General features: G+C 67.0%; 21 protein-coding genes. 5 read left to right on the top strand and 16 right to left on the bottom strand.

Going from position 1 to position 22475, the window contains the following annotated elements:
• Positions 1-30: 30 nt before the first annotated feature.
• From folC to IB230_RS11555, 5 genes are all read right to left on the bottom strand, one after another.
• Positions 31-1308 (bottom strand): bifunctional tetrahydrofolate synthase/dihydrofolate synthase, encoded by a 1278-nt coding sequence (gene folC / locus IB230_RS11535; protein ID WP_192272354.1) that lies wholly within the window; start codon positions 1306-1308, stop codon positions 31-33.
• 22 nt (positions 1309-1330) lie between these two features.
• Positions 1331-2155: an energy transducer TonB gene (locus IB230_RS11540; protein WP_192272356.1), complete on the bottom strand. Its 825-nt coding sequence runs from the start codon at positions 2153-2155 to the stop codon at positions 1331-1333.
• Positions 2156-2235: 80 nt separating this feature from the next.
• Positions 2236-2997: an energy transducer TonB gene (locus IB230_RS11545; protein ID WP_225589498.1), complete on the bottom strand. Its 762-nt coding sequence runs from the start codon at positions 2995-2997 to the stop codon at positions 2236-2238.
• A gap of 76 nt (positions 2998-3073) precedes the next feature.
• A complete protein-coding gene (locus IB230_RS11550; RefSeq protein ID WP_192272358.1) occupies positions 3074-3718 on the bottom strand; it encodes a histidine phosphatase family protein in 645 nt (214 codons plus the stop codon).
• Positions 3719-3828: 110 nt separating this feature from the next.
• On the bottom strand, positions 3829-5997 hold the full coding sequence (locus tag IB230_RS11555; protein WP_192272360.1) for a S46 family peptidase: 2169 nt from the start codon (positions 5995-5997) through the stop codon (positions 3829-3831).
• Positions 5998-6178: 181 nt separating this feature from the next.
• On the opposite strand from IB230_RS11555, the gene tdh reads away from it, so the two are divergent.
• Entirely contained in the window at positions 6179-7213 is a 1035-nt protein-coding gene (gene tdh, locus IB230_RS11560; protein ID WP_062354788.1) for an L-threonine 3-dehydrogenase, read from the top strand.
• Positions 7214-7285: 72 nt separating this feature from the next.
• On the opposite strand, the gene IB230_RS11565 is transcribed toward tdh, so the two are convergent.
• The 6 genes from IB230_RS11565 to IB230_RS11590 form a co-directional block, all read right to left on the bottom strand.
• Positions 7286-7990, bottom strand: coding sequence for a TorF family putative porin (locus IB230_RS11565; RefSeq protein WP_192272362.1), 705 nt, complete (start codon positions 7988-7990; stop codon positions 7286-7288).
• Positions 7991-8163: 173 nt separating this feature from the next.
• A complete protein-coding gene (locus IB230_RS11570) occupies positions 8164-9231 on the bottom strand; it encodes a sulfate/molybdate ABC transporter ATP-binding protein (protein ID WP_192272364.1) in 1068 nt (355 codons plus the stop codon).
• An 11-nt stretch (positions 9232-9242) separates the two neighbouring features.
• Positions 9243-10202: a sulfate ABC transporter permease subunit CysW gene (gene cysW / locus IB230_RS11575; RefSeq protein ID WP_192272366.1), complete on the bottom strand. Its 960-nt coding sequence runs from the start codon at positions 10200-10202 to the stop codon at positions 9243-9245.
• 1 nt (position 10203) lies between these two features.
• Positions 10204-11064 carry a sulfate ABC transporter permease subunit CysT gene (cysT, locus tag IB230_RS11580; protein WP_343227310.1) on the bottom strand — a complete coding sequence of 287 codons (861 nt, stop codon included), beginning with the start codon at positions 11062-11064 and terminating at the stop codon, positions 10204-10206.
• 1 nt (position 11065) lies between these two features.
• Positions 11066-12082 carry a sulfate ABC transporter substrate-binding protein gene (locus IB230_RS11585; RefSeq protein WP_192272370.1) on the bottom strand — a complete coding sequence of 339 codons (1017 nt, stop codon included), beginning with the start codon at positions 12080-12082 and terminating at the stop codon, positions 11066-11068.
• Positions 12083-12098: 16 nt separating this feature from the next.
• Positions 12099-13565 (bottom strand): porin, encoded by a 1467-nt coding sequence (locus IB230_RS11590; protein ID WP_192272372.1) that lies wholly within the window; start codon positions 13563-13565, stop codon positions 12099-12101.
• 172 nt (positions 13566-13737) lie between these two features.
• On the opposite strand from IB230_RS11590, the gene kbl reads away from it, so the two are divergent.
• A complete protein-coding gene (gene kbl / locus IB230_RS11595; protein WP_192272374.1) occupies positions 13738-14937 on the top strand; it encodes a glycine C-acetyltransferase in 1200 nt (399 codons plus the stop codon).
• Positions 14938-14961: 24 nt separating this feature from the next.
• On the opposite strand, the gene IB230_RS11600 is transcribed toward kbl, so the two are convergent.
• The 4 genes from IB230_RS11600 to IB230_RS11615 form a co-directional block, all read right to left on the bottom strand.
• A complete protein-coding gene (locus IB230_RS11600) occupies positions 14962-15252 on the bottom strand; it encodes a hypothetical protein (RefSeq protein WP_192273978.1) in 291 nt (96 codons plus the stop codon).
• Positions 15253-15326: 74 nt separating this feature from the next.
• Positions 15327-16121 carry a pseudouridine synthase gene (locus IB230_RS11605; protein ID WP_192272376.1) on the bottom strand — a complete coding sequence of 265 codons (795 nt, stop codon included), beginning with the start codon at positions 16119-16121 and terminating at the stop codon, positions 15327-15329.
• Positions 16122-16165: 44 nt separating this feature from the next.
• A complete protein-coding gene (locus IB230_RS11610) occupies positions 16166-16669 on the bottom strand; it encodes a hypothetical protein (protein ID WP_192272378.1) in 504 nt (167 codons plus the stop codon).
• 198 nt (positions 16670-16867) lie between these two features.
• Complete coding sequence (locus tag IB230_RS11615) at positions 16868-17944, bottom strand: OmpA family protein (RefSeq protein ID WP_192272380.1); 1077 nt, start codon at positions 17942-17944, stop codon at positions 16868-16870.
• 319 nt (positions 17945-18263) lie between these two features.
• Between IB230_RS11615 and IB230_RS11620 the strand changes: the two genes are divergently transcribed.
• Positions 18264-19070 (top strand): class III extradiol ring-cleavage dioxygenase, encoded by an 807-nt coding sequence (locus IB230_RS11620; protein ID WP_192272382.1) that lies wholly within the window; start codon positions 18264-18266, stop codon positions 19068-19070.
• Here the strand turns inward: IB230_RS11620 and IB230_RS11625 are convergent, their stop codons facing one another.
• Complete coding sequence (locus IB230_RS11625; protein WP_192272384.1) at positions 19071-19991, bottom strand: LysR family transcriptional regulator; 921 nt, start codon at positions 19989-19991, stop codon at positions 19071-19073. It lies immediately after the preceding gene.
• Positions 19992-20090: 99 nt separating this feature from the next.
• Between IB230_RS11625 and IB230_RS11630 the strand changes: the two genes are divergently transcribed.
• Positions 20091-21299, top strand: coding sequence for an MFS transporter (locus IB230_RS11630; protein WP_225589499.1), 1209 nt, complete (start codon positions 20091-20093; stop codon positions 21297-21299).
• Between the two features lie 82 nt (positions 21300-21381).
• On the top strand, positions 21382-22398 hold the full coding sequence (locus IB230_RS11635; protein WP_192272386.1) for a zinc-binding alcohol dehydrogenase family protein: 1017 nt from the start codon (positions 21382-21384) through the stop codon (positions 22396-22398).
• Positions 22399-22475: the final 77 nt, after the last annotated feature.

The following is a 22475-nucleotide window of genomic DNA, read 5'->3' on the forward strand; positions in this document are numbered from 1 at the left end:
ATTATACGGCGCGCCCTCGCGCGCTTTCCGTCATCGACCTGAATGCAGGACCCGCATTGCGTCGGCCACGGTGTGGAAGGAGCCGAACACCAGCACGCGGTCGCCCGGCACCGACGCGTCGCGCGCCGCCTGCAATGCGTCGGACACGGTGGCGTGCAGGTCCGGCGCGTCTTGCTTGAATGCGCCTTCCAGGCGGGCGGCTAGTTGTTCGGCGGTCTGCGAGCGCTGTCCGATCGCCAGGCCAGCGAGGAACCAGTGCACCGGCACACCGGCGAATGCTTCCACCACGCCGACCACGTCCTTGTCGGCAAGCGCGGCGAACACCACGCGGGTCGCGCCCGCGATCGGGTGCGTCTGCAACCACGCGGTTAGTTCGCGTGCCGCCTGGGGGTTGTGGCCGACATCCAGCACCACGTCCACGCCGTCGCGTTCCAACCGCTGCAGCCGCCCTGGCAATGCCGCCCCGGCTACGCCTTCTGCGAACGCGCCGTCGGGCACCGGCTCGCCCGGCAAGGCGCGCAGCGCGGCGATCGCCGTCGCCGCGTTCGCGCGTTGCGACGGCGCGGACAATGCCGGCGACGGCAGTTCGAGTTCGGCGCCGACTTCACGCCAGCGCCAGCGCTGGCTGTCGATCGGCTCGTGGAAGAAGTCGCTGCCGAGCCGCAATGCGTTCGCACCCAGCGTGTAGGCATGCCGCAGCACACTGGACGGCGAGTCCACTTCGCCCAGCACCAGGGGCTTCCACGCGCGGGCGATGCCGGCCTTCTCGACCCCGATGGCTTCGCGGTCGTTGCCCAGCCAGTCGGTGTGGTCGATGTCGACGGTGGTGATGACGGCGACATCGGGGTCGACGATGTTCACCGCATCCAGGCGCCCGCCCAGGCCGATCTCCAGCACCGCAAGGTCCAGCCCGGCACGTTCGAACAACCACAGCGCCGCCAGCGTGCCGAACTCGAAATAGGTCAGCGGCGTGTCGCCGCGCGCGGCCTCGACCGATTCGAATGCGGCCACCAGCGATGCATCATCGGCCTCCTTGCCATCGATGCGCACGCGCTCGTTGTAGCGCAGCAGGTGCGGCGAGGTGTAGGCGCCCACCTTCCAGCCGGCGGCGCGCGCGATGGCGTCGATGAAGGTCACGGTCGAGCCCTTGCCGTTGGTGCCACCGACCATGATGACGCGGGCACCCGGCCTGCCCAGCGGCAACCGCGTCGCGACCGCGCGCACGCGGTCCAGGCCCATCTCGATGGACCTGGTGTGTTGCTGCTCGATATGGGAGAGCCAGTCGTCGAGAGTGCGCATGGCGCGCATTATCCCCTACGGCGGGTCCGGATCAGCGGTGTTCGCCCGGCGGTGTCGGCGGTGGCGGGATGATGCGCTGCCTGCCTTCGGCACGCATCGCGGCGTCGAAACGCTCGCATACCGACGCCTCCTGCGAGCCACAGAGCCCACTGCTGACCCAGAACGCCTTCTTGCCGTCGCTGACGAGCCTGCGCCGGATCACCGACGGCGCGAGCGCAGAACCGGCCTGATGCAGTTCCCAGGTCGAGATATCGAGGCCATCGTGGAGCCGATAGACGCTGACGCCGTTCGATGGCGCCTGTACCTGCTCGCCCTTGGACGACAGCAGCGCGACGGCTTCATCTACGCTGTCCATCGGCATCGCCTGGGGATCCGGCAAGTAGGACGGTACGGTCGCATCCGCGTCGGCCTGGACCTCCGGCACCTGCATGCGACGCCATTGCTCCAGATCGCGCTCGAAACCGGCCGAACGCGAGGGCGAGTGCGAGTACGTCGCATCGGTGTTGAAGTCGACGGGGATACGCACCCTGCCCGCCACCGCCCTGCCGTCGCGCACCGCAGGAGTGAACCGCCAGGTACGGGCCGCTTCACTGGCGGCGGCATCGAGCGCAGGGATGCCCGAACTCTTTTCGACCATCACCCGGGTCGCCATGCCGCATGCGTCGTGGTCGATCACCAGCGTGACGATGCCGCGGTCGCCTTCCTTCAGGCCCTCGGGCAGCGAAGGCGGACGCGGCTCGACTATCTCGCGGCCGGCGCATTCCGCTGGCAGAGGCGGCAACGCCTCGGCCGTCGCGCACGCCACCCGCCCGAACATCAGCACGAGACCCAGACACACCGGTGCAGCGATCTTCATTCCTTTCCCCTGGAGTGACGCGACAAGCTTCGCAACGTAGTCCGTTCAGCACTGCGCCGAGGAACGGCGCGATGCGTGCCTCATCGCCCGGGTCCGGGCTCCAGCGGAACAGCACGTTGCCGGTAAGGGCGCTGCACGCCCCGGTCAAGGCGCGCGCATACGTCGGCCTCCATCGCCTCGCACAGTACACGCGTCACCAGATAGGCATGGCGCCCGTCGTGCGCCACGCGCTTACGGACCAGGGCCGGCGCATAGTAGTGCGCGCCTTCGTATACGAGCCAACGGGTCCTGTCGTTCTCGCCATCGAGCGTGTAGATGGCGACGCCAGGCGGCATGCCTGCCGTACTGCGTTGGCTACCGCGTGCCTTCAGCATGGCGATGGCATCCGCCACGTTGCCCACCTCAAGCGGAACCGGATCCTCGATGTATCCCGGCACCGTACCATCGGCATCGAGCTCCACCGACGATGCAGGCATCTGCAGCCGCGACGGCAGGGTGAGCGCGCGCTCCCGCATTGCTTCATCCTCGGCATCGCCGGGCTCCCACGCGAACGACACGGGAATACGTACCCTGCCCCGCGCTGGAACGCCATTCACGACCGCAGACGAAAAGCGCCATGTCCTGGCGGCTTCGATAGCCGCCTTGTCGAGCGCGCGGTTGCGTGAACTCTGCTCGACGAACACCTGCTCAACCGCGCCATCCAGGCCGACGTCCATGATCAGCACCACGGTGCCGGTGATGCCGAGATAAAACTCCTCGGCGGGATACCGCGGCGGTGGCGATTCGATCACCGCCGGGAAGACGTCTTCGACCGCCCACGCCACCGGCACGGCGGTCAGCATGGCGGCCAGCAGGAGCAGGCGATGCATCGCCAGTCGCCTCATCGTCATTCCCCGTGGACCGTAAACCCCGACGCCCTTACAGCGCCCGATGCTTCGCTTCGCCGAAGAACGGCGTGTGGTGCGCGCAGTCGTTGAGGCGCACGACTTCAAGCTGGTCCACCGACGGGCCTTCCAGCAGGTTGAGCGTGGTCGGCGCCTGACGGAACGTCCACAGCTTGGCGATCGGCAGGCCCAGGATGCGGCACAGCAGGACGCGATTGACCGCATCGTGCGCGACGATCAGCAACGTATCGTCGTCGCCCAGGCCTTCGGCGGCACGCGCGAGGCCGCGCCACGAGCGGTCGAGCACCTGGCGCAGCGATTCGCCGCCCGGCATCAGCACGGTGTCAGGCTCTTCGCGCCAGGCGAGCAGGCGTGCGGGATCCTTGTCCTGGATCTCGCTGGCCAGCAGGCCTTCCCATTCGCCGTGCGCGATCTCCTGCAGATCCGGATCGGTCTGCAGCATCTCTGCGCGCGCATCGCCCAGGGCGAGCTTCGCGGTGAGCTGCGCACGCGATAGCGGCGACGCCACCGCCCGGTCGATGCGAACCTCCTCCAAACGCTGGCCCAGCGCCTTGGCCTGGCCTTCGCCGACCGGCGACAGCGGGATATCGATCTGGCCCTGGTAACGGCCTTCAGCGTTCCACGGCGTTTCGCCATGGCGGGCAAGCAGGATGCGCATGCGTCAGTGTGTCCATTCGGGGTAAGCGGTCCTGCTTCCGGCAGCCGGAAACGAAGACGGGAGCGGATGATACCCGCTCCCGTCCCGTGCCTGCCGCTAAGTTGCAGGTGTTACTTGCCGACGCCCATTTCCGTCAGCAACTGCGGCGCCGGGTAGACCTCCTGCATGATCCAGCGCAGGTAGCGACCGTCCACGGCGATCATGCGGGTCATCTTCGGATCGAACACCCAGTTGGAGCTCACCGATTCCCAGTTGCCGTCGAAGGCCAGGCCGATCAGCTTGCCGTGCGCGTCGAGCACCGGCGAGCCCGAATTGCCGCCGGTGATGTCCAGGTTCGACAGGTAGTTCACCGGCACGGAACCGAGGCGCTTGTCTTCCAGCCCGCCGTAGCGCTTGGCGGCCACCGCATCGAGCAGCGCCTTCGGCGAATCGAACGGATCCTCGCCGGTTTCCTTGGCGACCACGCCTTCCAGCGTCGTGAACGGGGTGTATTCCACGCCGTCCTTCGGCGCGTAACCCATGACGTTGCCGAAGGTGATGCGCAGCGACAGGTTGGCGTCGGGATAGACGAACTCGCCCTGGCTCTTCTTGTAGTCGGCCAGCGCCTGCAGGAACACCGGGCGCGCGGCCAGGTTCTCGCCGGCGCGCGTCTTGCGCTCCTGCTCCAGCTGCAGCAGCGTCGGCATCACCGCCACCGCGTACTGGATGGCCGGATCCTTGCTGGCCTCGAACGCCTTGCGGTCGGCGGCGAACCACTTCAGCCGCTCCTCGGTGCTGCCGAGCTGGGTGCCGGCGAGACGATCCAGCGCGCGCTTCACCGCGGCGGCATCGTTGCCGCCCAGCCAGGTATCGATGGCGGCCACGCGCTGGTTGGCCGGCAGCTTGAGGTACTCGTTCAACCAGTATTCCTGCAGCTGGCGGTCCATCGCGGCCACGTAACGGCGCTCGAGCTGCTTCTGCGCGCCCTCGATGGACGGCAGGTCGCGCTCCTGGTAACCCGACTCGCGCTCGGCGTTCGGCTTCTCGCGCTCGATCGACAGCCGGTACAGCTGAGCGGCGGAACCGACCACCGCGGTGTTGTTGAACATCGCCAGCGTCAGGTCGCGCTCGCGCGTGGTCTTGTTCTGCTCGAGCAGCGCCAGCAGCTTGGCGTGCGCGTCGAGCGCGGGCTGGCCCTTGGCGCCCTGCCCCTTCAGCCAGGCCAGCACCTCGGCTTCCTCGCGCTGCTTCTGGCCGGCGGCGTCGATGCGCTTGAAGCCTTCCAGCTGGCCATCGTAGTTCTTGCTGGTGTTGTTCCAGCCGGCCATCGTGTTGGCGTACTTCACCTGGATGTCGGCGTTCTTCTTGCCGGCGTCCTGCACCATCGCGATCTGGTTCTTGTAGTGGCGCGCGATGGTCGGGTAGGTCCACGCGGCGGTGTTGTCGAATTCCGCCGCGAGTGCGTAGCGGTTGGTCGAACCCGGATAGCCGGCGACCATCACGAAGTCGCCCTCGCCCAGCGGCTGGTCGGCGAACTTCAGCCAGTGCTTCGGCTGGTACGGCACGTTGTCCTTCGAGTACGCCGCCGGCTTGCCGTCCTTGCCGACGTAAGCGCGGTAGAAGGCGAAGTCGCCGGTGTGGCGCGGCCACATCCAGTTGTCGATGTCGCCGCCGTACTTGCCCACGCTGCCCGGGGGCGCGTACGCCAGGCGCACGTCCTTGATCTCCAGGTTCTTGAACAGCCGGTAGGTGTTGCCGCCGGAGAAGCTGTACAGGCGGCAGCGGAAGCCGGCATCGGCCTCGCAGTCGGCGATCAGCTTCTTCTCGAACGCTTCCAGCGCCTTCGTGCGCGCCAGTGCGTCGTCGCCGGCAGCCGCGATGGCGGCCTGCGCATCCTTGGTCACGTCGGTGATGTCATCAAGCACGAACACACGCGCATTCGGACCGGCGCTGACTTCGTCCGTGGTGGCCGGCGCGTTGAACCCGTTCTTGATCAGGTTGTTCTCGGCGGTCGAGTTCAGCTGGATCGCACCGTAGGCGCAGTGGTGGTTGGTCACCACCAGGCCGTTGGGCGACACGAAACTGGCGGTGCAGCCGCCCAGCGCGACCACCGCGCCCATCGGATCGCCGGTCAGGTTGGCCAGCTGCTGCGGCGACAGCTTCAGGCCCGCCTTCTTCAGCGGCCCGGCGATTTCGGGAAGCTGCTGCGGCACCCACATGCCCTCGCCGGCATGGGCGAACTGGGCGGCGAGCAGGGACAAGGGAACCGCGATGGCGGCGGCGAGCAGGTTCGGACGCATGGAAACCCCGGGTCTGGCAGGAAAGTTCCGATTGTAATGAACCTGTCACCGCGGCCGACCCATGACTTTCGTCCTAGGAAGACGGACGCCCGCAGGGTCCGGCGTGTCAAGGCGCCCTGCAACAGGGCGCCGTGGAGGCGGGGCGTATAATCCGCGCCCTCATTCCCTGGATCGACGCCCGATGGCACAGACGATGAAGGCGCTGGTGAAGCGCGAGGCCGGCAAAGGCATCTGGATGGAGGAACTGCCCGTCCCTCAGCCCGGCCCCAACGAGGTGCTGATCAAGCTGGAGAAGACCGCCATCTGCGGCACCGACCTGCACATCTACCTGTGGGACGAGTGGAGCCAGCGCACCATCAAGCCCGGCCTGACCATCGGCCACGAGTTCGTGGGGCGCATCGCGCAGCTGGGCTCCGCCGTCACCGGTTACGAGGTCGGCCAGCGCGTGTCCGCCGAAGGCCACATCGTCTGCGGCCATTGCCGCAACTGCCGCGGTGGTCGCCAGCACCTGTGCCCGAACACCGTCGGCATCGGCGTGAACCGCAACGGCGCCTTCGCCGAATACATGGTGATGCCGGCCAGCAACCTGTGGCCGATTCCCGACCAGATCCCGTCCGAACTGGCCGCCTTCTTCGACCCCTACGGCAACGCGGCGCACTGCGCGCTGGAGTTCGACGTGGTGGGCGAAGACGTGCTGATCACCGGCGCGGGTCCGATCGGCATCATCGCCGCCGGCATCTGCAAGCACATCGGCGCGCGCAATGTGGTGGTCACCGACGTCAACGACTTCCGCCTGAAGCTGGCCGCCGACATGGGCGCCACGCGCGTGGTCAACGTCGCCAACACCTCACTGAAGGACGTGATGGCCGACCTGCACATGGAAGGCTTCGACGTGGGCCTGGAGATGAGCGGCAACCCGCGCGCCTTCAACGACATGCTCGACTGCATGTACCACGGCGGCAAGATCGCGATGCTCGGCATCATGCCCAAGGGCGCCGGCTGCGACTGGGACAAGATCATCTTCAAGGGTCTCACCGTGCAGGGCATCTACGGCCGCAAGATGTACGAGACCTGGTACAAGATGACGCAGCTGGTGTTGAGCGGCTTCCCGCTGGGCAAGGTGCTGACCCACCAGCTGCCGATCGACGATTTCCAGAAGGGGTTCGACCTGATGGAACAGGGCAAGGCCGGCAAGGTCGTGTTGAGCTGGAACTGATTCCGCACGCCCCCCGCGGCGAAAAGAAAAGGGCGCCTTGCGGCGCCCTTTTCCGTTGCTATGCGGCTGCGATCAATTGCCGACGCTGAGCGTCAGCACCACGCGATCGTCGGCGAACTTGCCGAACAGGTCGTCGCCCTTGCCGTTCGTGCCGACGTAGCCGAGTGAAGCCGACACCGCGCCCCAGCTCTTGCTGAAGCCCAGGTTCCAGTCCACGTAGTTCTCACCCAGCGCGTCTTCGGTTTTGTTGTAGCCCACGCCGGCGTTGAAGCTGTAGTCGTTCGGCAGGCCCCACTCGCCACCGGCATTGAAGTACCACGCGTCTTCATCGGTACCGCCGAAGTCGTCGCTGTAGGCCACGGTCAGGCTGTAGGTCTCGGCGAACGTGGTCTTGGTGATCAGCTCGGCGAAGTTGAGATCGGCCGCATCCGGATAGGTGTAGCGATTGACCATCACGTCGAAGTTGACGTTCTCGCTGAAATCCACGTTATAGCCGACAAAGTAGTCGACTTCGAAGTCCGGCTTGTTGCCACCGAAATCGACACCCGAAGCCCACGCGCCCGCATAGAAACCGCCGGGGATGTTGAAGGTCAGACCGGCCTGGGCGGTCGGGTTCTCGTCCGACTGCGACACGCCGCGCCAGGCGTAGTCGGACGTCGCCGCGAGCGACCAGTTGATCAGCGGGGTTTCTTCTTCCGCGTCCTGAGCAAAGGCCGCCATGGGCAGGGACAGCAGCAGGGCGGTGGCAAGGGCGGTGCAGAGCTTGGCGGGCGTCATCCGGGGTTCTCCTGGGCGGTTGGGGCGTTGGCCGTGAGTTAAACCGTCATCACGACTTCACGGTTTTTTAACTGCGCCCCGATAGTGCGCCGCACCAATCGCTCGCGTCAAGTGCTGGTTGACTTCCCCTGAAATTGGTTTCTTTTTCAATTAATTCAGCAGGTTACGTCGCATCACGCTGGTGCCGTTGCACCGTCGCGGGGAAACCAGCCGAACCGTTTTGGTGCCAAGCGGACCGTCTGCCCCGGCGCGGTGGTGGGTCCCTCGCGCTCGGCCGGCAGCTCGACATCCAGCTCGACCTCACTGCCGGCGACACGTGTGCGCAGACGCAGACGGGGCCCGGTGCGTTGGGCGCCGATGATCGTCGCCGGCCACGCTTCAGGATGGGTCGCATCCACCAGGTGGAGATCCTCGGGACGCACGTAGACCTCCGCCTCCCCCCGCCCTGCCTGGCCACGCGGCCGCAGGGGCAGTCCCGCAACATGCAGGGCTCCTCCGTCCCACTGCGCCGGCACGCGGTTCACCGCGCCCACGAACGAGTACACGAAGGGGGACGCCGGCATATCGTAGGCATCGGCGGGACTGCCCAGTTGTTCGATGCGGCCGCGGTTGAGGATGGCCACCCGGTCGGCGAGTTCCAACGCCTCTTCCTGATCATGGGTCACGAAGATCGTGGTCAGTCCGGTGCGGTCGTGCAGTTCGCGCAGCCAGCGGCGCAGATCGCGGCGCACCTGCGCATCGAGTGCGCCGAAGGGTTCGTCCAGCAGCAGGACCCGCGGCTCGATGGCCAGCGCGCGGGCCAATGCCACACGTTGCCGCTGGCCGCCGGAGAGCTGCGCCGGATAGCGGGTGCCGAAGCCTTCCAGCTGCACCAGCGAGAGCAACTCGGCAACGCGCGTACGGATGGTCGCGTCGGGCACGCGGTCACGCCCCTTGCGCACACGCAGGCCGAACGCGACGTTCTCCTCCACCGTCAGGTGACGGAACAGCGCGTAATGCTGGAATACGAAGCCTGCGCGACGCGCCTGCACAGTGAGGCGTGTCGCATCCTCGCCATCGAACAGCACGCGCCCGCTGTCCGCCTGCTCAAGGCCGGCGATCACACGCAGCAGCGTGGTCTTCCCGGAGCCCGACGGGCCGAGCAACGCCAGCAGCTCGCCCTTGCGGATGTCCAGCGATACATCGTCCAAGGCGGCGAAGCTGCCGAAGCGCTTGACCAGGTGTTCGATCTTGATGCCCATGAAATGCCCTGTCAGTGACGGTGGTTGGCGGCCAGCGCTTCGCCGTGGCGCCATTCCAGCCAAGTCTTCAATACCAGTGTCAGCAGCGCGGTCAGCGCCAGCAGCGACGCGGCCGCGAACGCGGCGCTGTACGCGTACTCGTTGTAAAGGATCTCCACGTGCAGCGGCAGCGTATTGGTGCGCCCGCGGATGTGGCCGGACACAACCGATACGGCGCCGAACTCGCCCAGCGCGCGCGCACTGCACAACAGCACGCCGTACAGCAGCGCCCAGCGGATGTTCGGCAACGTCACCCGCCAGAACGTCTGCCAGCCGTTGGCGCCCAGGCTGAGCGCAGCCAGCTCCTCGTCGGTGCCCTGCTGCTCCATCAGCGGCATCAGTTCGCGCGCGATGAACGGGAACGTCACGAAGATCGTCGCCAGCACGATGCCCGGCAGCGCGAAGATGATCTTCGGCAGCTGCAGGTGCAGATCGCCCAGCAGCGGCAAGGTGACATGCCAGCCCTCGTCGATCAACGAGTACGCCCAGCCCTGCGCACCGAAGATCAGCACGTAGATAAGGCCCGCCACCACCGGCGACACCGCGAACGGCAGATCGATCAGCGTCACCAGCCAGCGCTTGCCGCGGAACTCGTGCTTGCTGACGGCCCAGGCGGCGGCCACGCCGAAGACGAGGTTGAGCGGCACGACGATGGCGGTCACCAGCAGCGTCAGCTGTACCGCCGCCAGCGCATCCGCTTCGAGAATGGCGGCGACGAACGCGGTCCAACCGCCGCGCAGCGCTTCCACGAACACCAGTGCCAACGGCAGCAGCAGGAACGACAGCAGGAACCCCAGCGCACCCAGCACCAGCAGCACCTGCACCCACACAGGCTCGGTGGTGGCGGCATGGCGACGGACGGGACGTGCGGGCACTTCCACGGCGGACGACTCCGGGGGAATGGCGATGACGGCGGAGATGGTGTCGCCCATGTTAGCCCCCTGCCCGCTTGCCGGTGCGCTGCAGGCGCGCTTGCAGGGTGTTGATAAGCAGCAGCAGCGCGAACGAGAGCAGCAGCATCGCCGCGGCGATCGCGGTGGCGCCTTCGTAATCGAACTCCTCCAGCTTGATGGTGATCAGCAGAGGCGCGATCTCCGAGACGCCCGGCAAGTTGCCGGCAATGAAGATCACCGAGCCGTACTCGCCCACGCCGCGCGCGAACGCCAGCGCGAAACCCGCCAGTACGGCAGGCCACAACGTCGGCAACACCACATGGCGCACCGCCTGCCAGCGACTCGCGCCGAGCGTGGCGGCCGCTTCCTCCAGTTCGGTTTCGATTTCGGCCAGCACGGGCTGCACCACCCGCACCACGAACGGCAGGCCGATGAACACCAGCGCCACGCTGATGCCGAGCGGCGTGTAAGCGACCTTGACGCCGGCGGCCTCCAGCCACTGCCCGATCCAGCCGGTCGGCCCGTACAGCGCCGTCAGCGCGATGCCGGCCACCGCCGTGGGCAGCGCGAACGGGAGGTCGATCATCGCATCGAACAGGCGCTTGCCCGGGAAGCGATAGCGCACGAACACCCACGCGACCAGCGTACCCATCACTGCGTTGAACGCGGCCGCCGCCAATGCGGTGCCGAAGCTGATGCGCAACGCCGCCAGCACGCGCGGCTCGGTCCAGATGGACCAGATGCCGGCCGGCCCCAGCCCGCTGGCTTTGGCGAACACCCCCACCAGGGGAATGAGGACGATCAGCCCCAGCCAGGCCAGCGTATAGCCCAGGCTGAGGCCGAAACCGGGAATGACGCGCTTGGCGCGCGCCTTTCCCGGCCAGGGATGCACTGCCGCCACGTTACTTCGCCTGGATCTGGTCGAACACGCCACCGTCGGCGAAATGCGTGGCCTGCGCCTTCGCCCAGGAGCCGAAGACGCCATCGATCGTCACCAGCTCCAGCTTGGGGAACCGCGCGATGTCTTCCGGCGCGGCGTACTGCGGATGGCGCGGACGGTAGTAGTGCTTGGCGGCCAGGCGCTGGCCCGTGGGCGAATACAGGTACTTCAGGTAGGCCTGCGCCGCCTCGCGCGTGCCGTGCTTGTCTACGTTGCGGTCGACCAGGGCCACCGGCGGCTCGGCGAGGATCGACAGCGACGGCACCACGATGTCGAACTTGTCCGGACCCAGTTCCTCGATCGACAGGAAGGCTTCGTTCTCCCACGCCAGCAGCACGTCGCCGATCCCGCGCTGCACGAAGGTGGTGGTCGAGCCGCGTGCCCCGGTATCGAGCACCGGCACATTGCGGAACAACCCACGCACGAAGTTGCGCGTCTTCGCCTCGTCGCCCTTGAATATCTTCAGGCCGTAGGCCCATGCCGCCAGGTAGTTCCAGCGCGCACCACCGGAGGTTTTCGGATTCGGCGTGATCACCGAAATGCCCGGCTTCACCAGGTCGTGCCAGTCGCGGATCTTCTTCGGGTTGCCCTTGCGCACCAGGAACACGATCGTCGACGTGTACGGCGCGCTGTTCTCCGGTAACCGCGATTGCCAGTTCGCCGGAAACAGCTTGGCGCGCTGGGCGATGGAGTCGACGTCGTACGCCAGCGCGAGCGTGACCACGTCGGCCTCGAGGCCGTCGATGACCGAACGTGCCTGCTTGCCCGAACCGCCGTGCGAGGTCTCGATGCTGACCTTCTGTCCTTTCGTCTTCTGCCAGTCGGCGGCGAACGCGGCATTGAACTCGCGGTAGAACTCGCGCGTCGGGTCGTACGATACATTGAGCAGCTTGATGTCCTTGGCGCCCGCCGCCGCCGCCAGGGTCAGGCCGATAGCGAGCAGTGCGTTGCGTGTATGGCGTCGGATGGAAGTCTTCATGCGATGTCTCCGGGAATCAGAAGGCGACCTGTAGTCGCGAGAACACGGCCTTTTCGTCTTCGCGATCCGCGCCTGCCGCGGCACCGCCCTCGAACTGCGTGTCCAGGTAGTTGACGACCAGCTTCAGGTTGCTGGTGAGGTACCAGTTGACGCCGACCGTCCACGCCTTTGCTCGACGGGCGGACACCGCGGGATCAGCGAACAGCGGAAATGCGCCATCGTCGATGTCGAGTTCGCCGTAACGGCCTACCAGTTCCCATGCACCCCAACCGCCGCCGGGGCTGAACGGGCTCGACGGTTTGACCACACCGCGATAGCTGGCGTCTTCGCCGGTAAGCACCCAGCTGGCAGTTGCCTGCCACGCCGTGTTCTCCAGGTCCGCACGCGTGCCTGCCGCCGCACCGCTGGTGACCAGCAGTTCCTGCTTCGAGGCGATGTACTCGGCCAGCAGGCCGAAACGGCCACGATAGAGATACCCCTGCGGCGAGAAGCGGCTGTGCTCGCCATCCGCCGCGATCGCACTGCGGTAGTTGAAGAACTGCGCCTGTCCCTGCGTGCGATAGCGCGGCAGGAAGTTGTTGCCCGCGCCCTGCTTGTCGCCGATGCTGCCGGCAATGCCGAAGCCAAGGCCGGACCACGAACTGCTGGTGTTCTTGAACGGCTCGAAGAAGATGCGACCGGCGTACTCGAACTCGTTGTCCGGATTGGTGGTCGCGGCATCGCGGCCATCGGGCGCACCGTTGTAGACGCCCGCCACGTAGCTCACCCGTCCTTCGGCGAACTCGCCCTGCGCCTGGATGCCCAGGTCGCGGTTGGGCGCCAGTTCGGTGGGGAAGCTGCGCTCGATCAGGCCGATCGCGCTGCCGGACTGCAGCCGTTCCAGCCCGATCGGGCCCTTGACCTTGCCCGCGCGCAGCGTGAAGGCCGGATCCAGCTTCACGTCGACGTAGGCGTCGACGATCGTCGCACTGTCGCCGGCGAACTCCGGCGTCAGGCGGAACGACACCAGCTTGCCCAGCGAACCCTCGATGGTCGGGCGGATGCGACGGAACAGGAACGTGTCGTTCTGCGGCAAAGCGTCGTCGTCGAGGAAGAAGCGCGCGTCACCCTGCACCAGCCCGCGCAGCTTGAACTCGAACTCGCCGTTGGCCGACCTGAGCGATGCACCCTTGTCGTTCACCGCGACCACCGGCGCGTCCTTGGCCTTGGCGGCGGTTTCCTCCTGCTGCAGTTCGAGACGACGTTCCAGGATGCGCAGGCGCTGGTCCAGGTCGCCCAGGGTCGCAGGACCCGACTCGCCCTCCGCCGCCACGGGCGCCGGCGCGTCGCCGACGCGGCGCTCCAGGGCTTCCAGTCGTTGCAGCAGTTCCTGCACGCTGGGCTGGCTCTGTGCGGATACGGGGAGGGCCAGCGAACAGGCCAACGCGCCGAGGATGGCGACGCCGCTGCCTTTCCGCTTGCGTGGGCCCGAGTGTGTCCGCATGACCGCATTTCCCCGCGTGAAGGCCCGTCGTGGGCCGGAGACGCGATGCTGCGTGCGCACATCCAAGCAGGGAAATGACGAAACTGGGGTCGCTTATGCCGTATCCGCATGACGCGGCAGGGGTGTTGCGAGCGACGGGTAGAATGGCGCCTTTCCCGCTCATTGCACCGCCATGGCCAACCCGCTGACCGCCCATTACGCCACCACCCTCGATGAGATCCGCGCACAAGGCCTGTTCAAGGCCGAGCGGATCATCACCAGCCCGCAGTCGGCAGAGATCACCCTGGCCGACGGACGGACGGTGCTGAACTTCTGCGCCAACAACTACCTGGGCCTGGCCGACCATCCGGACATCATCGCGGCGGCCAAGGACGCGTTGGACACGCATGGCTTCGGCATGGCGTCGGTGCGCTTCATCTGCGGTACGCAGGACCTGCACAAGCAGTTGGAGCAGACGATCGCCGACTTCTTCGGCACCGAAGACACGATCCTCTATGCCGCCTGCTTCGACGCCAACGGCGGCCTGTTCGAGCCGCTGCTGGGCGAAGACGACGCCATCATCTCCGACGCACTGAACCACGCCTCGATCATCGACGGCGTGCGCCTGTGCAAGGCCAAGCGCTTCCGCTACGCCAACTGCGACATGGCCGACCTCGAGGCGCAGCTGCAGGCGGCCGACGCAGCAGGCTGCAAGACCAAGCTGATCACCACCGACGGCGTGTTCTCGATGGATGGCTTCATTGCGCCCCTGGACGAGATCACCGCGCTGGCGAAGAAGTACAACGCCCTGGTGCACATCGACGAATGCCATGCCACCGGCTTCCTCGGCGCCACCGGCCGCGGGTCGGCCGAGGTGAAGGGCGTGCTGGACCGCATCGACATCATCACCGGCACGCTGGGCAAGGCGATGGGCGGCGCGCTGGGCGGCTTCACCACGGCGCGCAGGGAGGTGATCGAACTGCTGCGCCAGCGCTCACGGCCCTATCTGTTCTCCAACTCGCTGCCGCCGCACGTGGTGGCTGCGGGCATCAAGGCGTTCGAGATGCTGTCCGCCGCCGGCCACCTGCGTGAGCAGTTGCAGGAGAACACGCGCTACTTCCGCGAGAAGATGACGGCCGCCGGTTTCGACATCAAGCCGGGCGTGCACCCGATCAGCCCGGTGATGCTGTACGACGCACCGCTGGCGCAGCGCTTCGCCGAGCGTCTGCTGGAAGAAGGCATCTATGCGATCGGCTTCTTCTTCCCGGTGGTGCCCAAGGAACAGGCGCGCATCCGCACGCAGATCAGCGCCGCGCACACGCGCGAACACCTGGACCGTGCGATCGACGCCTTCATCCGCATCGGCCGCGAACTGGGCGTGGTGAAGGCCTGATCGCGACGCCGGCGCGCCTGCGTATCAGCGGGCGCGCTTGGCGGTGCTGGCGGTCTTCGGCTTCGCCGGCGCCCCCTTGGCCACGCGGATGCCGCGGGCCTTCATCCACGCATCGAATTCCTCGGCCGTCATGCTGCGGCCGTTCTGCTGCATGTCGAAACGGTGTCCGTGCGGACCGACCTTGACGGTGACCACCTCGTCCGTGGCGGCCTGCTTCGCTGCAGTGGATGAGGGTTTTGTAGCGCAGCCTGTCGTCAGGCCAAAGACGAGCAGCACGGCGCAGCACAACGGCAGGCGCGGGATCGAACGGTGCATGGTGATTTCCCCAAGGTCAGCGCGGACGAGTGTAGGCAGGCCCCTCGCCACGAACCCGGACCGCCGTCTCGCAATCAGCGGCCGGTCGTCGGCGCGAGCACGTCACGCTCGTGCGGTTCGAGCATGCGCCATGCGCCCTTGCCCAGCCCCCCCAACGCCAGTGGTCCGATGGCGACGCGTACGAGCCGCAGAACCCCGATGTCGAACGCGGCCAACAGGCGTCGGATCTGCCGGTTGCGCCCCTCGTCCAGCACGATTTCCAGCCATGCGTTGCGCTCGCCGCTCCTGAGCACCTGTGCCGAACGGGCGGAAAGGTGTTCGCCATCTGCGCTTACGCCGGTCTTCAATCGGTGTATCAGCGCATCATCCGGCAGCGTGTCGATCTGCACGTGGTACGTCTTTTCCGGCCCCAGCGCGGGATCGGTAATGCGGGCCGCCCACTCGGGATCGTTGGTGAACAGCAGTAGGCCTTCGCTGGCCTTGTCGAGCCTGCCGACCGGCGCGACCCAGGGCAGTTCCGCGCCATCCAGGCACCGGTACACCGTGTCGCGTCCCTGTTCGTCGCGTGCCGTGGTCACCAGGCCACGCGGTTTGTTGAGCATCAGGTAGCAGCGCTCCGGCGCAGCGCTCGCCAGGCCATCCACGCGGATTACGGCCCGGCCGACGACCACCGGAAACTCGGGATCCCGCACGATGCGCCCATCGACGGACACCCGCCCTTCGACGATCCAGCGCGCGGCTTCGCTACGCGAACACACGCCCTGCTTGGACAGCACGCGGGCCAGGCCATGACGCACTCCCTGCCCGGACGGTACACGGGAGCGCGCGGCACGCGAGGTTTCGCGAAAAGGAGGTCTGCGCGTACTCATCGGGGACCGACAGGAGAACGGCCGGGAGACCGGCCGTTCGTGGATCAGTTCTTCTTGGCAGGCTCGGCAGGTGCCGGTGCGGGCGCTGCCGCCGGAGTACCCGGCGCCTTCACCACGCGCACGCCGCGCGACTTCATCCACGCATCGAATTCGTCGGCCGTCATGCGCTTGCCGTTCTGGCTCATATCGAAGCGCCAAGGCGTGTTGTCGTGCGCGGTCTTCGGCTGGTACGCCGCCGAGCTGGACGTGGCGGCCGCAGCCGACGGCGCGGCCGGCAATGCCTTGGCGATGTTGCGGCAACCTTCGATGCGCAGTCGCATCAGCACGCGCTCGACCGACTGCGATTCGTCGAAGGCATGCGACGCCAGCACGCCCGAGGGCGCACCCAGTTGCGTGGCGGCAGCGGTGAATTCCGGTGCGACCGGTGCGATCACCGTGGCGGGCGTCTTCAGCGGCGGCGGCACCAGGCTGCCACTGCAGTCCGGGGCCGCATGGGCGGCGGGAATCGCGGCGATGCACAGCACACTGGCGAACACATGACGACGCATCGGCACAACTCCTGACGGTTTACAGCTGGACGTGCCCGGAGTGTAGGCAGCGCGCCAGGGCATGGCAAGAAATTGCCCGTTGCGTGACGCGTCAATGCGGAAAGACGGAAGCGCGGTCACGCAAAACCCGCGCACCGTGCCGTAAAAAAGAAGCCCGGCGCGAGGCCGGGCTTCGGGTGTTGCGGGAAGAGCGTCCGATCAGTTCTGGACGTTCAGTTCCGTACGACGGTTGCGCTCGCTCTTGCAGCCCGGCAGGGTCTGCGCGGTCGGCTCCAGCGGACGGCTCTCGCCGTAACCGATCGGACCCACCAGACGCGAGGCGCTGACGCCATTGTTGGTCAGGTAGTCGTACACGGTCTGCGAACGACGCTGCGACAGCGACTGGTTGTAGGCGTCCGCACCGCACAGGTCGGTGTGGCCGGCCACTTCGACGCGCAGGTCGGGGTAGCGCTTCAGGATCTCGGCGGCTTCGCTGAGGATCGCGATCGCGTCCGGACGCAGGGTCGACTTGTCGAAGTCGAAGTTCACGCCCTTCAGGTCGATCGAGACCTGCACCGGGCAGCCGTCCGGACCGATGGTCTGGCCAGCCTGCGAACCGGGGCACTTGTCGTCGCAGTTGTTGACGCCGTCGCCGTCGTCATCCAGGTCGGCGCAGCTCGGGGCAGCCGGCGGCGGGGCCGGCGGCGGAGCGGTTTCGGCCTTCGGGCCAAGCGGGATCACGACGCCAACCGAAGCCAGCACGTCGCCGAACCAGTCTTCCTGCGGAGCGGCAGCGCTCTGGTCGTCGAAGTCGGCACGATAGGCAACTTCGGCGCGCACGCCGACGCGCTTGTCGAGCGTGGTCTGCAGACCGACGCCCAGCTTGGCGGCGAGGTTGTTGTCACGACGCTGGTTGGACGCGTTGATCAGCGACTCTTCTTCCGAACGCTGCATGCCCAGGCCCGCCACGATGTAGGGGTTCCAGCCGCGGCCTTCCTGGACGAAGTGGCGACGCAGGTCCAGCGAGATGCCGTACTGGCTCCACAGCGCATCACGGTTGTCTTCGAACTTCGGGTTCTGATAGTTCAGCTCACCGTCCAGCGACCAGTTCGGGCTGATGAACTTGCCCAGGCCCAGGCCCAGGAAAGGGGCATTGCGGGTGGTGCGGTCATCGTCCTGCAGGTTGAAGCCAGCCGAACCCGTCAGGTACCAGCGGTCATCGAACTCCTGCGCCATCGCGTGGTTCGCGAGGCTCAGGCCGCCCAGCAGCGCGGCGCAGAGAATCTTCTTGTTCATTTGCAGCTCCTTTCCTTGTAAAAGTTCAGTAGTAGAGAAACCGAAGTGCTTCGCTTACGGCAGTTCTAGTTGTTATTCGAGGCGACAGGCTGCCGTCGCCTTGCTGAACAGATTATGCGGGGGTATGTGAAGACTGTGTTAACGGTACCATAACAAGTTGGCCAAGGTTAACACTCTGTAAGAGAACTCGCGCAGATCCGCCCTGTTCCAAGCGCCGTGGCCGCCGACCATCACAGCAGCCGGGCAAGTCCAGTAACGGCAACACACCGGTCCATCCAAGACCCTTGGTAAGTCTCCCTCGGGGGCCGATGCTCGCATCATGAACCTGCCTGCTCCCGCCGTACACCGTCTCCCGAGCCTGTTCCTGTCGCATGGCTCCCCCATGCTGGCGATCGAGGACTCGCCCACCGGCCGATTCCTCGACCAGCTGGGAGGCCTCCTGCCCCGGCCTCGCGCCATCCTGGTGGCCTCTGCGCATTTCGTCCACGCGCGCCCGACGCTCACGGCCACGCCTGCGCCGAAGACGATCCACGACTTCGGCGGGTTCCCGGCACCGCTTTACCGGATCCAGTATCCGACGGCCGGTGCGCCGACACTCGCCCACGACATCGCAGCGCGCCTGAACGCCGCCGGATTCGAAGCGCACGAAGACGACCACCATGGACTGGATCATGGCGTCTGGGTCCCGTTGAGGCGGATGTATCCAGCGTCGGACATCCCGGTGGTCGCGCTGTCCGTAAACCCCTCCCAAAGCGCCGAGTGGCACTACCGGCTGGGCCGGGCACTTGCGCCGTTGCGGGACGAGGGCGTGCTGATGGTCGGCTCCGGCGGCTTTTCCCACAATCTGCGCGCACTGGATTGGCAGCACGCGCGAGCCAACACATACCCGTGGGTGACGGCGTTCACCGATCCGTTGCGCGCTGCGCTGCTGGAAGGCGACGCGGCCGCCGCGCTCGACTGGATCTCGCTGCCGCATGCGGCCCAGAACCATCCCACCACCGAGCACCTCTATCCGCTCTACGTGGCGCTCGGTGCGGGCGGCGAGGGCGCGAAGGGACGATTGCTCCATCGCGACGTGGAAATGGGTGGACTGGCGCTGGACGCCTTCGCGTTCGACACAGCCTGACTACACCGCCAGTCCGCGTTCCCACGGCGGATCGTCACCGAACTGGTCGGTCAGGAATTCCACGAACGCACGCACCCGCGGCGGCACCAGCCGGCGCTGCGGCATGACAGCACTGATCGCGGTCGTGGCCAGCGGAAAGTCCGGCAGCACGACCTGCAGCCTCCCGGTGCGCAGGTCGTCCGCCACGTGCCAAAGCGAATGCACGACGATGCCCTCCCCCGCCAGCGACGCATCGCGCAGCACCTCGCCGAAGTTGCTTTCGAAGCGCCCGTGCACGCGAACCGCGACCTCGCCGCCCTCCGGCGTGCTCAGCCGCCAGACGTCCTGGCGTCCACCGCTGCCGAACAGCAACAGGCAATCATGGTCGGCCAGCTCTTCGGGCGTCCGGGGGGTGCCGTGCCTGCGCAGGTAGTCCGGCGACGCGCACAGCACGCGACGGTTGGGGGCGATGCGCCGCGCGACCAGCCGTGAGTCGTCCAGCGCCCCGATGCGGATGGCGAGGTCGAAGCCCTCACTCACCAGATCCACCACGTTGTCGCTGAGGTGGACGCTGAGCCGCACCTTCGGGTGGCGCGCCAGGAAGGCCGGCAGCAGCGGCGACACGTACTGGCGCCCGAACGAGGCCGACATGGTGACCCTCAGCGTGCCGGCAACCTCATTGGCAGCCTCGCGCAGGCCGCTGCCCAGCGACTCCAGCTCCTCGACCAGTACCCGCCCCTGCTGCGCCAGGGCCAGGCCTTCAGGCGTGGGATGCAGACTACGCGTGGTCCGGTGCAGCAGCCGCACGCCCAGCTCCTTCTCCAGCCGCTTCAGGCGCTGACTGGCCACCGCCACCGACAGGTCCAGGCTGTGGGCCGCCGCCGTGATGGAGCCGAGGTCGAGCACGCGCAGGAACAGGGTCAGGTCACCGACACGATCCATTTTCAATAATTCATTGAAAGTGATTCGTCATCTTCTCGGTTTTTCATCTGCGGGGGAAGGGGCACGCTGCACGCCTTCTTTCCCACCCCGCCCTCTTCCATGTCGCCCGTCTCCTCCTCTTCCCGGATGCCGCTGGGGCTTTACGCCCTGACCGCCGGCGCCTTCGGCATCGGCACCACCGAGTTCGTCATCATGGGCCTGCTGATGCAGGTCGCCGCCGACCTGCAGGTCTCCATCGCCGCCGCCGGCCTGCTGATCTCCGGCTATGCGCTGGGCGTGTTCGTCGGTGCGCCGCTGCTGACCGCCGCGACCAGCCGCATGCCGCGAAAGGCGGTGCTGGTGGCACTGATGATCGTATTCACCCTCGGCAACCTGGCCTGCGCGCTGGCGCCGAACTACGAACTGCTGATGGCGGCGCGCGTGGTGACCTCGCTCGCGCATGGCACTTTCTTCGGCGTTGGCGCCGTGGTCGCCACCGGCATGGTCAGCGAAGACCGCAAGGCCTCGGCCATCTCCATCATGTTCACCGGCCTGACCGTCGCCACCCTGCTCGGTGTGCCGGCGGGCGCGTGGCTGGGCCTGGAGTTCGGCTGGCGCGCGACGTTCTGGGCGGTGACCGCCATCGGCGTGCTGGCCACGATCATCATCGCCACCCTGGTGCCAGCCGACCGCAGCGCGCCCGCGCCACTGCCGTTCCGCGACGAGCTGCGCGTGGTCGCGCGTCCGCAGGTAGTGCTGGGACTGCTGATGACCGTGCTCGGTTTCGGCGGCATGTTCACCGTGTACACCTATATCCAGCCATTGCTGACGCAGGTCACCGGCTTCGCCGATGCGGCGGTCTCGCCGATCCTGCTGGTGTTCGGCGTCGGCATGATCGTCGGCAACCTGCTCGGCGGCCGCTTCGCCGACCGTCGCCTGGCACCTGCTTTGCTCGGCACGCTCGCGCTGCTGGCGCTGGTGATGGGCGCGATGACCTTCGTGCTGCACAGTCAGTGGACGATGATCGCGTTCACCGGCCTGCTCGGCGCGGCTGCATTCGCCACGGTCTCGCCGCTGCAGCTCTGGGTGTTGCAGAAGGCCAGCGATGCCCAGAGCCTGGCGTCCAGCCTCAACATCGGCGCCTTCAATCTCGGCAATGCACTGGGCGCCTGGCTCGGTGGCGTGGTGATCTCGCAAGGCCTGGGCCTCTCGGCGCTGCCCTGGGTCGCCGCGCTGGTGCCTGCGTCAGCCTTCGCCGTCGCGCTTTGGGCGCTGGCGCTCGAGCGTCGCCAGCGTTTCCCGCTGGTTCCGGAAGCGGACTGCGCCTGATCCGCCCTTCGTCGCATCGCCTCTTTACTGCGCGCGCCGCATCATCGCGGCACGCCTCCCGACTCTCCCACGAGGATCCACCATGAAAGCCGTCGCCCTCACCCGCTACCTGCCAATCGACGATCCGCAGTCACTGGTCGATGTCGAACTCGAGACACCCACCGCCACCGGCCACGACATCCTCGTGCGCGTGGAAGCCGTGTCGGTGAATCCGGTCGACACCAAAGTCCGCTCGCCCAAGCCGCAGGTCGAAGCGCAGCCGAAGGTGCTGGGCTACGACGCCGCCGGCGTGGTCGAAGCGGTCGGCGATGCCGTCACCCGCTTCAAGCCCGGCGATACCGTGTACTACGCCGGCGACATCACCCGTCCCGGCAGCAATGCGCAGTTCCAGCTGGCCGACGAACGCATCGTCGGCCGCAAGCCCGCCTCGCTGGATTTCGCGCAGGCCGCCGCGCTGCCGCTGACCACGATCACCGCCTGGGAGCTCCTGTTCGACCGCATGCCGTACGTCATCGATGGCGGCGGCAACGGCAAGTCGCTGCTGGTGATCGCCGGTGCCGGCGGCGTCGGCTCGATCGCGATCCAGCTGGCCAAGCGCGCGGGCTTCACCGTCGTTGCGACCGCCTCGCGCCACGACACCATCGACTGGTGCAAGGCGCTCGGCGCCGACCACGTGATCAACCATCGCGAACCGCTCGGCCCGCAGCTGAAGGCGCTGGGCTTCGACACCATCGACGCGGCGCTCAATCTCGCCGACACCGACCGCTACTGGACCGAGCTGGGCGAGTTGCTGTCGCCGCTCGGCCATGTCGGCCTGATCGTCGAACCGCGCGGCGAGCTGCGCATCGGCGACCCCTACAAGGCCAAGAGCATCGGCATCCACTGGGAAATGATGTTCGCCCGCCCGCGCTTCCGCACCGCCGACATGGGCGAACAGGGCGCACTGCTGGATCGCGTCGCCGACCTGATCGATGCCGGTCAGCTGCGCGGCACGCTCACCGACACGTTGTCACCGATCGACGCGGCGAACCTGCGCGAAGCACATCGCCGTCTCGAATCCGGCACCACCATCGGCAAGCTGGTGCTCGCCGGCTGGTAAAGGCGAAAAGAGCTGTGGGGGCGACGTAAGTCGCGACTGGACGGCGGAGACATCTTCATCTCCTGACGACTCCATCG

Source organism: Pseudoxanthomonas sp. PXM01 (assembly GCF_014851815.1).
Classification (GTDB): domain Bacteria; phylum Pseudomonadota; class Gammaproteobacteria; order Xanthomonadales; family Xanthomonadaceae; genus Pseudoxanthomonas_A.

Bases quoted from the DNA above. Each gene is read 5' to 3' on its own strand.
- IB230_RS11570 (WP_192272364.1), bottom strand. From the start codon at position 9,231: ATGGGCATCAAGATCGAACACCTGGTCAAGCGCTTCGGCAGCTTCGCC.
- folC (WP_192272354.1), bottom strand. From the start codon at position 1,308: ATGCGCGCCATGCGCACTCTCGACGACTGGCTCTCCCATATCGAGCAG.
- IB230_RS11540 (WP_192272356.1), bottom strand. From the start codon at position 2,155: ATGAAGATCGCTGCACCGGTGTGTCTGGGTCTCGTGCTGATGTTCGGG.
- IB230_RS11625 (WP_192272384.1), bottom strand. From the start codon at position 19,991: ATGGATCGTGTCGGTGACCTGACCCTGTTCCTGCGCGTGCTCGACCTC.
- IB230_RS11615 (WP_192272380.1), bottom strand. From the start codon at position 17,944: ATGAACAAGAAGATTCTCTGCGCCGCGCTGCTGGGCGGCCTGAGCCTC.
- IB230_RS11590 (WP_192272372.1), bottom strand. From the start codon at position 13,565: ATGCGGACACACTCGGGCCCACGCAAGCGGAAAGGCAGCGGCGTCGCC.
- IB230_RS11565 (WP_192272362.1), bottom strand. From the start codon at position 7,990: ATGACGCCCGCCAAGCTCTGCACCGCCCTTGCCACCGCCCTGCTGCTG.
- IB230_RS11630 (WP_225589499.1), top strand. From the start codon at position 20,091: ATGTCGCCCGTCTCCTCCTCTTCCCGGATGCCGCTGGGGCTTTACGCC.
- IB230_RS11585 (WP_192272370.1), bottom strand. From the start codon at position 12,082: ATGAAGACTTCCATCCGACGCCATACACGCAACGCACTGCTCGCTATC.
- IB230_RS11600 (WP_192273978.1), bottom strand. From the start codon at position 15,252: ATGCACCGTTCGATCCCGCGCCTGCCGTTGTGCTGCGCCGTGCTGCTC.
- IB230_RS11620 (WP_192272382.1), top strand. From the start codon at position 18,264: ATGAACCTGCCTGCTCCCGCCGTACACCGTCTCCCGAGCCTGTTCCTG.
- IB230_RS11605 (WP_192272376.1), bottom strand. From the start codon at position 16,121: ATGAGTACGCGCAGACCTCCTTTTCGCGAAACCTCGCGTGCCGCGCGC.
- IB230_RS11635 (WP_192272386.1), top strand. From the start codon at position 21,382: ATGAAAGCCGTCGCCCTCACCCGCTACCTGCCAATCGACGATCCGCAG.
- IB230_RS11550 (WP_192272358.1), bottom strand. From the start codon at position 3,718: ATGCGCATCCTGCTTGCCCGCCATGGCGAAACGCCGTGGAACGCTGAA.
- IB230_RS11555 (WP_192272360.1), bottom strand. From the start codon at position 5,997: ATGCGTCCGAACCTGCTCGCCGCCGCCATCGCGGTTCCCTTGTCCCTG.
- IB230_RS11545 (WP_225589498.1), bottom strand. From the start codon at position 2,997: ATGCTGACCGCCGTGCCGGTGGCGTGGGCGGTCGAAGACGTCTTCCCG.
- kbl (WP_192272374.1), top strand. From the start codon at position 13,738: ATGGCCAACCCGCTGACCGCCCATTACGCCACCACCCTCGATGAGATC.
- IB230_RS11610 (WP_192272378.1), bottom strand. From the start codon at position 16,669: ATGCGTCGTCATGTGTTCGCCAGTGTGCTGTGCATCGCCGCGATTCCC.
- cysW (WP_192272366.1), bottom strand. From the start codon at position 10,202: ATGGGCGACACCATCTCCGCCGTCATCGCCATTCCCCCGGAGTCGTCC.
- tdh (WP_062354788.1), top strand. From the start codon at position 6,179: ATGGCACAGACGATGAAGGCGCTGGTGAAGCGCGAGGCCGGCAAAGGC.